Genomic DNA, 12,425 nt, shown 5'->3' on the forward strand with positions numbered 1-12,425 from the left:
TCGACATACATTATGTCTCCTCGAGCGCAGTCGAGAGGTTTTTAACAGGTCTCGACTGCGCTCGACCAGACAAAAAATGAAAATCAAACTACTTGCCATTGGTAAAACGGATAACAAGCAATTAATTGCTTTAATTGATGAATATCAAAATCGATTAAAACATTATATAAAGTTTGAATTTGAAGTGATTCCTGATATAAAAAATGCTAAAAACCTTAGCGAAAATCAGCAAAAAGAAAAAGAAGGCGAATTAATTTTAGCAAAAGTTAATAATGCTGATGATTTAATTTTATTGGATGATAAAGGAAAACATTATACTTCTATAGAGTTTTCTAAGCTTTTACAGAAAAAAATGAACTCAGGAATTAAACAATTAATTTTGGTAATTGGTGGTCCTTATGGATTTTCTGAAGCTGTTTATAAAAAGGCAAAAGGGAAATTATCATTGTCTAAAATGACGTTTTCTCATCAGATGATTCGCTTGTTTATTGTTGAACAAATCTATCGTGGTTTTACAATTCTTAGAAATGAACCCTATCATCATGAATAGCCACATTGTGGCAATAAGTATATTAATTACTGATATTAAATTGATTATTTTCGCGCTATGAAATTAGTTTTTGCAACCAACAATCTTAATAAACTTGCTGAAGTTCAGAAAATGCTTCCAAGCTCAATAGAATTGCTTTCTTTAAAAGATATTAATTGTTTTGATGAAATTGATGAAACGGCAACTACTTTAGAAGGAAATGCGCAGTTAAAAGCAAATCATATTACAGAGAAGTTTAGTTATAATTGTTTTGCAGATGATACTGGTTTAGAGGTTGAAAGTTTAAATGGAGAACCTGGAGTATATTCGGCTAGATATGCAGGAGAACCTGCTAATTCTGAAAATAATATGCAAAAATTATTGACTGAATTAGAAAATAAGGAAAACAGAAAAGCACAGTTTAGAACTTCCGTCTGTTTAAATATTAATGGAGAACAGTTTTTATTTGACGGAATTTGTAAAGGAGAAATATTACAACAAAAACAGGGTGAAAAAGGTTTTGGATATGATCCAATTTTTAAACCCAAAGGATATCATCAATCTTTTGCTGAAATGAGTGCGGAAGAAAAAAATAAAATTAGTCATAGAGGTTTGGCTATTCAGAAGTTAGTCGGATTTTTAAAGAAATATAAATAATGTCTGATCGAGCGCAGTCGAGACCTAATAAAGACCTCTCGACTGCGCTCGAGGTGACATGCATCATTAAACTAAACAAATATTCATAAACTTTTGTCATTCTTGCTAAAACAGGAATTACGGATAAGAATCACAGAAAGGTGAAAAACAAAACATACACAAAACACTTTATACTACTTTCAGTTGTACTGTTGGTCTTGTTTTTTGTGAATATTAGTTTAGGTTCTGTTTCTATTCCGTTTGAAGATATTTTTAAATCTTTAACGGGAGGAAATGCTGTAAAAGAAAGTTGGCATACGATTATAGTTAACTTTAGATTACCAAAAGCAATAACTGCTATATTAGTAGGTTCTGGATTATCAATTTGTGGTTTGTTAATGCAAACCTTGTTTAGAAATCCGCTTGCGGGTCCATTTGTACTCGGAATTTCTTCTGGTGCTAGTTTAGGTGTGGCTTTGTTAATTTTAGGTTCATCAATTTTTGGTGTCATATTATTAACTGCTTCATTTTCTAATTGGGCGATGGCTATTGCAGCAAGTTTAGGTGCTTTTTTAGTGTTATCAGCAGTAATTATTGCAGCAAATCGTGTTAGAAATACCATGTCAATTTTAATTATTGGATTGATGTTTGGCTCACTAACTTCTGCAGTAATCTCAGTATTGGCATATTTTTCTGAGGCAACTCAGATTCAGCAATTTCTATTCTGGAGTTTCGGTAGTTTAGGTAACTTATCTTGGCAAGAATTATCTGTTTTCATCATTATTTATGGCATTGGAATCATTGGAACGTTATCCGTAATAAAACCTTTAAACAGTTATTTATTAGGTGAAAACTACGCAAAAAGTTTAGGGATTAATATTAAAAAAAGTAGAAATATAATTTTACTAATCACAAGTTTATTAACAGGAGTTATTACCGCTTTTTCTGGACCTATTGCTTTTATTGGTCTAGCCGTACCACATATTGCAAAACTGATTTTTACCACATCTAATCATAAAATATTATTACCTGCTTCGGCAATTTTAGGAGCTATCATATTATTAATCTGTGATGTTATTGCACAATTACCAACAAGTGAATTCACCTTGCCAATTAACGCAATAACTTCATTATTTGGTGCGCCGGTAGTTATTTGGTTATTAATTAGAAAGAAGAAGATATTTGTATGATGAAAGTAAAAAACCTTTAAATAAATTAACGATTAAACATCAAAAGAAACATATCGTATTAAAAACTGAAAATCTATCTATAGGTTATCAAACAAAAAAGTATCAAAAAGTAATTGCTTCAGAAATTGATTTATCTATAAAAAAAGGTTCGTTTGTCGCTATTTTAGGAAAAAACGGAATAGGAAAATCTACCTTATTAAGAACACTATCTAAGGTTCAGAATTCTTTAAAAGGTGCTATTGAAATTAATCAAAAAAACATATCTGATTATACACATCAAAAACTAGCAACGTCATTAAGTATGGTGCTTACCGAACGTTTACCAGAAAGTCAGCTTACAGTTTTTGAACTAGTAGCTTTAGGGCGTCAACCTTATACAAATTGGATTGATACTTTATCAGAAAAAGATATTTCTAAAATCAATTGGGCATTAGAACATACTGAAATAGCACATCTAAAAAACAATCGTTTTTACGAATTAAGCGACGGACAATTACAACGTGTTTTAATTGCAAGAGCTTTGGCGCAAGACACAGAAATTATCATTTTAGATGAACCCACAGCACATTTAGATATCCATCATACTATAAAAATATTTTCGCTGTTAAAAAAGTTAGTCGCAACAACACAGAAAACAATATTGATTTCTACTCATGAAGTAAATCTCGCCATTCAATTAGCTGATGAACTTATCTTATTATCCGAAGAAAAAACGCTAAGCGGAACATCAGAAGAACTCATCAATCAAAATGCATTTGAAGAATTATTTCCTAAAGAAATGATCAGTTTTAACAAATCATTAAAACAATTTGTTATCCAGAAAAAATAAATTGCTTACTGCGTAACATTTTGTTACTTTTATCACCCAATTAAAAATTTAATAAATGAAGAAATTATTATATGTTGCTATTTCTTTTACATTGGTTTCTTGTGGTGTAAATAAAAACGCCTCAAGTAACGACCCTAATGTAGATTATGCCGAAAAATATGCGCAAACAATTACTGCTAAAGACTTAAGCAAACATTTATACATCTATGCTTCTGACGAATTTGAAGGTAGAAACACCGGAGAACCAGGTCAGAAAAAAGCGGTAGAATATTTAAGAAACTTTTATAAAAGTAACGGTATTGTTTCTCCTGCAGGAGTTGATAATTACTTCCAAAAAGTGCCTTCTGCTTATTTAAGTAATAACCGTAGAGGAATGAAATTAAACGATTCTGAAAACGTACTTGCTTTTATTGAAGGAACAGAAAAACCTGAAGAAATTGTTGTGATTTCTGCGCATTTGGATCATGAAGGTGTTAAAAATGGACAAATTTATAACGGTGCAGATGATGATGGTTCTGGAACTGTAGCTATTTTAGAAATTGCAGAAGCATTTCAAAAAGCGTCTAAAAAAGGGAAGAAACCTAGACGTTCAGTGTTATTTTTACATGTTACCGGTGAAGAAAAAGGATTATTAGGTTCTAAGTATTATACAGAAAACCCAATTTTTCCTTTAGCAAATACTGTCACTAATTTAAATATAGATATGGTTGGTAGAGTTGATGAAAATCATACAGAAAACCCAGATTATATCTATTTAATTGGTGCTGATAAATTAAGTACAGAACTACATAATGTTTCTGAAGCTATTAATACTAAATACACCAATATTGGTTTAGATTACACCTATAATGATGAAAACGACCCAAACCGTTTTTATTATAGATCTGACCATTATAATTTTGCAAAACATAATATTCCTATTATTTTTTACTTTAACGGTGTGCATGCAGATTACCACCAACCTTCTGATACACCTGATAAAATTAATTACCCATTATTAGAAAAAAGAACACGTTTGATTTTTCATACGACTTGGGAATTGGCCAACCGAGAAAATCGTGTGGTAGTTGATAAAGCTGAAAAATAAAAACTTATTATTTTTAGACATATAAAACCTCACTTTTTGCGAGGTTTTTTTGTTTTAGAAAACGGGTGTTTTTTCTCTTGATTTTTTACTTGAAAAATGATAACTTCGTTAACTCCGAATATAAATCATTAAAACGATGCATATTCGTGAAGTTGTGTGTCATGCTAAGAAAAAGATTAGAATAGTCTATAAAGAGAAAATATTTATGATAATAAGTACATTCAAAGAACTCAAAAAAAATCTGAAAAAGGATTTAAAGGCGCTTCCAACTATAAAGGTTGCTCTATTAGGGGATAATGCAACACAGTTTTTGGGAATAGCAATAAGGGGAGTAGGAGTCGAAAGAGGATACAACATTGAATTTTTTGAAGCTGATTATAATCAAGTAGAACAACAATTTCTTGACCCAACATCTGAATTATATAGTTTTGATGCTGATTATGTAGTCGTTTCTCAATCTACGCACAAATTATTATCTACTTATAATGAAAAGGTTGCTGAAAGTCAAAGTCTTGTTGCGGATGAACGATTAGAATTCATAAAATTGATGTGCAACTCCATTCTATCGAGGTTGATTTATTTCAATTATCCAGAAATTGAAGACAACGTATTTGGAAGTTATGCCAATAAAGTAGAAAGTTCTTTTACATACCAGATTCGAAAGCTCAATTATGAGCTGATGAATTTGGCTCAGCAAAACTCCAATCTTTTCATTTGCGATATTGCGGCTTTACAAAATAAATTCGGACGAGATATGATGTTTAATTCGTCTGTATATGTAACTACAGAAATGATATTTTCAATTGATGCTATTCCTTATGTAGCTTCACGCGCAATGGATCTTATTAGCGCAGCTCAAGGAAGATTCAATAAATGTTTGATATTAGATTTAGACAATACGATGTGGGGCGGAGTAATTGGAGATGATGGTTTGGAAAACATCCAATTAGGTCATGGTTTAGGCATTGGAAAGGCTTTCACTGAATTTCAAGAATGGATGAAAAAATTAAAAAACAGAGGTGTTATTCTCGCTGTATGCTCTAAAAATACTGAAAAAATTGCTAAAGAGCCTTTCGAAAAACATCCTGACATGATATTAAAACTGAGTGATATCGCTGTGTTTAAGGCAAATTGGGATAATAAGGCTGATAATATCCGGCAAATTCAGTCTATTCTAAATATAGGTTTTGATTCAATGGTATTCTTAGATGATAATCCTTTTGAGCGGAACATGGTTCGTCAGAATGTACCTGGGATTACTGTTCCTGAACTCCCTGAAGATCCAGGAGAATATCTAGAGTATCTTTATAGTCTGAATCTTTTTGAAACAGTATCATACTCTTACGCTGATGTTGACCGTACAAAGCAATATCAAGTAGAAAATCAAAGAGTTATCTTGCAAAAGAGTTTTACCAATGAAGCTGAATTTCTAAAAAGCATGGACATGGTTTCTGAAGTAAAACCATTCGATAAATTTAACACACCACGTGTGTCACAGCTTTCACAGCGGAGCAATCAATTTAATCTCCGTAATGTCAGATATTTAGAAGCAGACATTGAAAACATTTCTAATGACGATAATTTCCGAGATTTTAGCTTTACTCTTTCAGATAAATATGGAGATAATGGATTAATTTGTGTTATCATACTTGAGAAAAAAAACAAAGAAACACTATTTATTAATACATGGTTTATGAGCTGTCGTGTTTTGAAACGAGGAATGGAAAACTTTACGTTAAACACAATTACTAAGTATGCAAAAGAGAATGGTTTCAAAAAAATTATTGGTGAATACATAGAAACACCTAAAAATAAAATGATGAAAAATCATTATCATGAACTTGGTTTTTTATCTATATTTACCGACGATCGAAACCTTTATGAATTAGATATTGCAAATTACACAAACAAAGAATGTTTTATAACAACAAAATAAATGAAAAATCAAAAAATTTTAATTCAAATACAAGAAATCTTCCGTGACCAATTGGATAATGATTCAATTGTATTAACGGGAGCTACAACAGTGAATGATGTGGATGATTGGGATTCCCTAACTCATATAATGTTAGTTGTTGCAGTTGAAAAACATTTTAAAATAAGATTTGCATCTAACGAGATTCTTTCATGGAAGAACATCTCTGAAATGATTTCATGCATACTTAAGAAGCTGTAATATAAATCCATTGTTTTTTATCTAACACCACATCAATATTCCTGGGGCTAAAAACAAATAACATAACCTCTATCAAATCATTTATTAAAGAGCAAGATCTTAATGACACTCCTAGAAAAACTCACTTCTAAAAACAGATTACTTGCGGTATTGTATGATAATTGTCCTGATGAAATAAAAGAATCAAAACTTTATAAACATACAACAACATACCTTCAATCGTATTTAGACCATCAGAAACTAACTTCCGATGATCTAACCGATATATATGGTGAGTTTATTTTTTACTTCAACAAAGACTGTAAAAGGTTTATAAAAACAGGAAAATACCCTTGTGAATTAGGGATAAATAATTATAGCCCGAGTAGGGTTGAATATGATTTGGTCCTTTTGATGTCTGTTCTCTTTGCACCGCACAGGTTTCAAATTATGGATTTACTAAAAACAAGCAATTGTTCTGGTAAGGCTTTGTATATAGGAATTGGTCCTGGTTTAGAAATTTCGATTACTCAATCCTTCTATGAAACTATATACGCATATGACTTGTCCCTAAACTCATTTGTACAAAAAAACTACCCTTCTGTAAGGTTTTTTGAAGAATTGTACACTGGCCAACAGAAAAAATATTTCAATACAATATATATAATCGAACTGCTTGAACATTTAGATAATCCTTATTCATTAATTAAAATTTGTTATGAATCACTTGACAAAGAAGGGAAACTAATTTTAACCACCGCAAGCGATCTCCCTCAATTTGATCATTTATATAATTTCCATAAAGACCATGTTGAATTTGAAAAATACGTAACCGATTTAGGATTCGAAATCAACAAAAAAACTACTATCGAACAAGAATATTTAGTGATGCAAATTCAACCAACTAATACTTTCTACATATTAATAAAAAAAGAAGAACATGGGCAAAAAATATGAGAAACAATTACATAATGAACGAGAACAGCTCATAAATGTTCTAAGACAAACTACATTCTTTCAGTTTGATCAAGAAATAATTCACAAACAAGTTATTCCATATGCAAGTTATTCTCCATGGGAAACAGACTCTGAATTTAAAAAACTCTATGACGCTGTAAAAGACAACACTTTAGTTGATATTTATCGTAGCTATGAATTATGGACATTAGTAAAAAACATGAAGACAATAGAAGGTGACATTCTTGAAGTTGGTGTTTGGCGGGGTGGTACAGGAGCAATTTTAAGTAAAGCTTCTGAAGATAGTGATTCCAAAGTTTATCTAGCCGATACTTTTACTGGTGTTGTAAAGGCCACTGAGGAAGATACCGTATATAGAGGAGGAGAGCATTCCGATACTTCTGATAGAATAGTAAATGAATTGTTGGAAAAAGTGAAATCAAAAAACTCCGTTGTTCTAATAGGTGTTTTCCCTGATGATTTCCCAAATTTAAAAATTGAAAAAATTAAATTATGCCACATTGATGTTGATACTTATCAATCCGCTAAGGATATTTTCGAATATTCTTGGGCTAGGTTAGAAGTAGGAGGAGCCGTTGTGTTTGACGATTACGGATTTTGGACTTGTGAAGGTATTACCAAATATTTCAATTCATTAGATCTTACAGATGGATTTAAAATCCATAACCTGAACGGTCACGGGATTATCATAAAAACTAAATAATTACAATAAAAAGATCAAAGTTTAAATTCCCATCCAATGATTTTTAATTCATTCAGCTTTTTTATTTTTTTTTCAATCGTCTTTTTTCTGTACTATTCACCATTGAAGAAAAAAGCAAAAACTCAAAATTTGTTACTGCTTTTTGCTAGTTATTTCTTTTATGGTTATGCAAATTGGGAGATGATACCTTTGTTATTGGTTGCTACGACTATTTTCTATTTTTTGGGGATAGCAATTCAAAAAAGCACAGAGAAAAAAGCTTTGATATTTAATTCATTGGGGGTGTTCTTGGGTGTCGGACTATTGCTTTATTTTAAGTATTTAAATTTCTTTATAGAATCTTTTTCTGATCTGTTTAATACAATTGGACTAAAGGTAAATTCTACAACATTCAATATCATTTTACCTTTGGGGATTAGTTTTTTTACTTTTAGACTTATAAGTTATGTAATAGAAGTACGTAGAGGTAAAATGGAGGCTACTACGGATTTTGTTGACTTTGCAACCTATGTTGCCTTTTTTCCAACAATCCTATCTGGTCCAATTGATAGACCCAATCGTTTTATACCGCAATTACAATCTAAACGTTCGTTTGATTATAATTTAGTTGTAGATGGTTGCCGACAGATACTTTGGGGGTTATTTCAAAAAGTGGTCATTGCAGATAATTTAGCTGGGTTAATTAATGACGTTTGGACTGATATTCCCAATCAATCAGGAAGTACATTACTAATTATAGCAATTCTGTATAGTTTTCAGATATACACTGACTTTTCGGGATATTCGCATATGGCCATTGGTGTTGGGAAAATTCTAGGCTTTCAAATTACTAAAAATTTTAATTACCCTTTTTTCTCAAGAAATCTAGCAGAATTCTGGAGAAATTGGCATATATCATTAACTTCCTGGTTAACAGATTATATTTTCATGCCGCTAAATGTTAAATTTAGAAACCTTGGTATTTGGGGTATCATTCTAGCTATAATTATTAATATGCTGTTAGTTGGAATGTGGCATGGGGCTACTTGGACGTTCGTTGTTTTCGGTTTATATAATGGCTTACTTTTCATACCTTTGATTCTTACTGGCTCAATTTTTAAAAAGAAAAAATTAAAAACAAATAAGTTAGGGTTACCATCACTAAATGACTCTTTGAGAATTATTAGAACCTTTTTAATTGTGACTTTGGGTTTGATAATGTGTAGAGCTGAAAATATTGATCAGGCAATAAGTTATATATTAAAAATAATATCACCATCGCTTTTCACAAAACCAATTCTAACAGGAATGTCTTTAGCCTTAACAACAATAATCTTTTTGTTTATTTTCGTAATAGTTGAATGGTTATCAAGAAAAAATGAATTCCCATTATCTAATTTAAAGATCAACAAACCGCTTGAATATACACTATACTTTACAATTATATTTGCTATAATTTACTTTGGAGATTTTGGCACAAATCAGTTTATCTATTTTAAATTTTAACAATGAAGAAGTTTGTCATTAATATTTCAACATTAATAATCCCTATTATATTAATATTAGTAGTTGTAAACTATATTGGTGATTCCGCAAACCTTTTTAAAGCTGGATATGAATTTAAAATCGCCAAAATTATTGCAAAGAAAAATTATGTTACCAACTTACACAATTATGATGAACGGTTATTTCAAAAAGAAATAATTAAAACAATGAAAAAGGCTCCTGAAATCATAGTCTTGGGTTCTAGTAGCTCAATGTTTATAGATCGCACATTATTGAAAAACAATAACATTTATAATAATTCAGTAAGTGGTGCAAGTCTCGAAGATTATATTGCTATTTATCAGATTTATAAGGAATATAATAAAACACCTAAAACGATTATTATTAATATTGCACCATATCAATTTAATAAAAATAGTACTCAAGAAAGATGGAAATCAATTCAACATTTTTATTATAATTTCTATAATAAAAAAGAAGCAAATAATGAAATAAACAAATACAAAGAATTTTTTTCATTATCTTATTTTCAAAGTTCATTACCAAAATTCTTTAAAGTAATTACCGGAAAAAGTGAACCCCTAGCAACTCGCAATAAATTTAATATTACAATTACAGAACTAACAGATGGCTCTCATGTTTATGGTAAATCATATAGAGATGCTTCAAAGATTGAAATAGAAAAAAAGGTTAGTTCATTATTAGCAGGTGATTTACCCAGTATTGAAAGGTTTAACTCTATAGATGAAAGTATTTGGGCTGAATTTGAGAAATTAATAAGTGATATGAAAAAAAATAATATAATTATTGAGTTTTTTCTTTGCCCTCTTCATCCTAAAATTTATAATAGAATTGAAGAGGATTACCCTATGGTTTTAAAAACTGAAAATTTGATTATTAAGTATGCAAAATACCATAATATTAAACTTTATGGGTCATTTAGTCCCACTTTAATAGGATTAGATGAAACATTTTTTTACGATGGGATGCATTGTAAAGAAAATGGAATAAAAAAAATACTTCAATCGAAAGACTAAAAGCACGAACACACAACAAAGTATAAAAATAATAGCCGAAACAGTAGTAATATCATAGGTTGTAGCTAGCTTCAACTTTTGTGTGAATTGACAGGAAAGTGCCACGCAATCGGCTACATATTCTTATACCAACCGTCAACGAAACCATTAATTTTAATTAATGCAACACTTTAAACAGCAGCTCTTTTAAAATATCTGCATGTGTTTGGCTAGCACCAACCCCTTTACTTTTAACATCTGCTTCTCGTAATAAAGCAATAGTTTGTGCAACTTTACGCATTGGGTAATTCCTAGCAGCATTAAAATATTCGTCAGCAAAATACGGGCTAATACCTAATCCTTTTGCCACAGAAGCCTTCGATTTATTTTCTAAACCATGAAACAATAGAAGCTGGGTGAAAAAACTATTTAGCAAAGAAATAGTCATCACCAACGGGTTATTCTTTGGGTTTTGTGCAAAATAATTTATTATTCGGTTGGCTTTTAAAACGTTCTTCTCTCCTACTGCTTTGCGGAGTTCAAAATTATTAAAGTCTTTCGAAATCCCAATATTCTCTTCAATATGTTCCGGAGTAATAATTGTTTTCTTTGGTAAAACGATGGTTAGTTTGTCTAGCTCGTTAGAAATCTTGCTTAAATCGGTTCCTAAAAACTCAACCAACATTTGTGTAGCTTTGGGTTCTATTTGATAGCCTTTTCCACTTAACACTCTACGTAACCAATCTCCTACTTGATTTTCGTATAATTTCTTACTTTCAAAAAGTAATCCGTTTTTAGCAATCGCTTTATGCAGTTTTTTACGTTTGTCTAGTTTTTTGTATTTATAATTAATAACCAAGACCGTAGAGGGTTGCGGATTTTCTGCATACGAAACCAACTTTTCTATATTTCTGCTTAAATCTTGCGCCTCCTTTACAATTAAGACTTGTTTTTCTGCCATCATAGGAAAACGCTTTGCAGCACCAATAATGTCTTCAATAGAGGTATCTCTACCGTACATGACAATCTGATTAAATCCTTTCTCCGCTTCTTCTAAAACGTTGTTTTCTATAAAATCAGAGATTCTATCTATATAATACGATTCTTCTCCCATTAAAAAATAAATAGGTTTTAAGTTACCGTTTTGTATATCTGACACTATGGATTTTACTTCGTTCATTCTTAATTGTCATTCCTCCGAAAGCAGGAACCTATTTATTAATAATACTGTGGATTCCCGTTTTCACGGGAATGACATACTGGAAGATTTTTGTACATTTGATTGATGCAAAAATTGAATCTTCCCGCATATAAATTCAAACTCAAAAGTAACGAAAATAAGACGCTTATTTTTGATAAATTGAGAAAAAAATATGTGGTTTTAACTCCAGAAGAATGGGTACGTCAACATTTTGTAGAATTTTTAATTCAAGAAAAAAAATATCCAGTTTCGTTAATTGCATTAGAAAAACAACTCACAATTAATAATCGTAAAAAAAGAACTGATATTTTAATTTTTTCTGCGGATGGAACTCACAATATTATTGTCGAATGCAAAGCACCAAGTATAAAAATATCTCAAGATACTTTTGATCAAATTGCACGATACAATTTAAAACTGAATGCTAACTATTTGATTGTAACCAACGGATTAGAGCATTATTTCTGCAAATTAGATGTCGAAAACGAAGCCTTTATTTTTTTAGAAGAGATTCCGGATTATAAATAATTGTCAAGTCGAGCGTAGTCGAGATTTGCTACAAAGACCTCTCGACTGCGCTCGAGGAGACATCAAGATAAATTATGATATTTTTAAA

At 30.8% G+C, this 12,425-nt stretch carries 13 protein-coding genes; 12 read left to right on the top strand and 1 reads right to left on the bottom strand.

Annotation, left to right across the window (positions count from 1 at the left end):
* The first annotated feature begins 76 nt into the window (after positions 1 to 76).
* The 11 genes from rlmH (at position 77) to OD91_RS03450 (ending at position 10,629) form a co-directional block, all read left to right on the top strand.
* Entirely contained in the window at positions 77 to 550 is a 474-nt protein-coding gene (gene rlmH / locus OD91_RS03400) for a 23S rRNA (pseudouridine(1915)-N(3))-methyltransferase RlmH (RefSeq protein ID WP_144894994.1), read from the top strand.
* Between the two features lie 57 nt (positions 551 to 607).
* Positions 608 to 1,186, top strand: a complete 579-nt coding sequence (locus OD91_RS03405) for a non-canonical purine NTP diphosphatase (protein ID WP_144894995.1) — start codon at positions 608 to 610, stop codon at positions 1,184 to 1,186.
* A gap of 140 nt (positions 1,187 to 1,326) precedes the next feature.
* Positions 1,327 to 2,355 carry an iron ABC transporter permease gene (locus OD91_RS03410; RefSeq protein WP_144894996.1) on the top strand — a complete coding sequence of 343 codons (1,029 nt, stop codon included), beginning with the start codon at positions 1,327 to 1,329 and terminating at the stop codon, positions 2,353 to 2,355.
* Between the two features lie 31 nt (positions 2,356 to 2,386).
* Positions 2,387 to 3,184, top strand: coding sequence for an ABC transporter ATP-binding protein (locus OD91_RS03415; protein ID WP_144896921.1), 798 nt, complete (start codon positions 2,387 to 2,389; stop codon positions 3,182 to 3,184).
* 55 nt (positions 3,185 to 3,239) lie between these two features.
* On the top strand, positions 3,240 to 4,271 hold the full coding sequence (locus OD91_RS03420) for a M28 family metallopeptidase (protein WP_144894997.1): 1,032 nt from the start codon (positions 3,240 to 3,242) through the stop codon (positions 4,269 to 4,271).
* Between the two features lie 136 nt (positions 4,272 to 4,407).
* A complete protein-coding gene (locus tag OD91_RS03425; RefSeq protein ID WP_222428665.1) occupies positions 4,408 to 6,207 on the top strand; it encodes an HAD family hydrolase in 1,800 nt (599 codons plus the stop codon).
* On the top strand, positions 6,208 to 6,447 hold the full coding sequence (locus OD91_RS03430) for an acyl carrier protein (RefSeq protein ID WP_144894998.1): 240 nt from the start codon (positions 6,208 to 6,210) through the stop codon (positions 6,445 to 6,447).
* 102 nt (positions 6,448 to 6,549) lie between these two features.
* Complete coding sequence (locus tag OD91_RS03435; protein ID WP_144894999.1) at positions 6,550 to 7,383, top strand: methyltransferase domain-containing protein; 834 nt, start codon at positions 6,550 to 6,552, stop codon at positions 7,381 to 7,383.
* A 220-nt stretch (positions 7,384 to 7,603) separates the two neighbouring features.
* Positions 7,604 to 8,107, top strand: a complete 504-nt coding sequence (locus OD91_RS03440; RefSeq protein ID WP_222428666.1) for a TylF/MycF/NovP-related O-methyltransferase — start codon at positions 7,604 to 7,606, stop codon at positions 8,105 to 8,107.
* A gap of 102 nt (positions 8,108 to 8,209) precedes the next feature.
* The gene (locus tag OD91_RS03445) at positions 8,210 to 9,592 is read left to right on the top strand and encodes an MBOAT family protein (RefSeq protein ID WP_186434387.1); all 1,383 of its coding nucleotides are present in this window, start codon (positions 8,210 to 8,212) and stop codon (positions 9,590 to 9,592) included.
* 2 nt (positions 9,593 to 9,594) lie between these two features.
* A complete protein-coding gene (locus OD91_RS03450) occupies positions 9,595 to 10,629 on the top strand; it encodes a hypothetical protein (protein ID WP_144895002.1) in 1,035 nt (344 codons plus the stop codon).
* A gap of 157 nt (positions 10,630 to 10,786) precedes the next feature.
* Here the strand turns inward: OD91_RS03450 and holA are convergent, their stop codons facing one another.
* Positions 10,787 to 11,788, bottom strand: a complete 1,002-nt coding sequence (gene holA, locus OD91_RS03455; RefSeq protein WP_144895003.1) for a DNA polymerase III subunit delta — start codon at positions 11,786 to 11,788, stop codon at positions 10,787 to 10,789.
* Positions 11,789 to 11,893: 105 nt separating this feature from the next.
* Between holA and OD91_RS03460 the strand changes: the two genes are divergently transcribed.
* On the top strand, positions 11,894 to 12,337 hold the full coding sequence (locus OD91_RS03460) for a type I restriction enzyme HsdR N-terminal domain-containing protein (protein WP_144895004.1): 444 nt from the start codon (positions 11,894 to 11,896) through the stop codon (positions 12,335 to 12,337).
* The last annotated feature ends 88 nt before the right edge of the window (positions 12,338 to 12,425 follow it).

It is taken from the genome of Lutibacter sp. Hel_I_33_5 (assembly GCF_007827455.1).
In the GTDB taxonomy this organism is placed as follows: domain Bacteria; phylum Bacteroidota; class Bacteroidia; order Flavobacteriales; family Flavobacteriaceae; genus Polaribacter.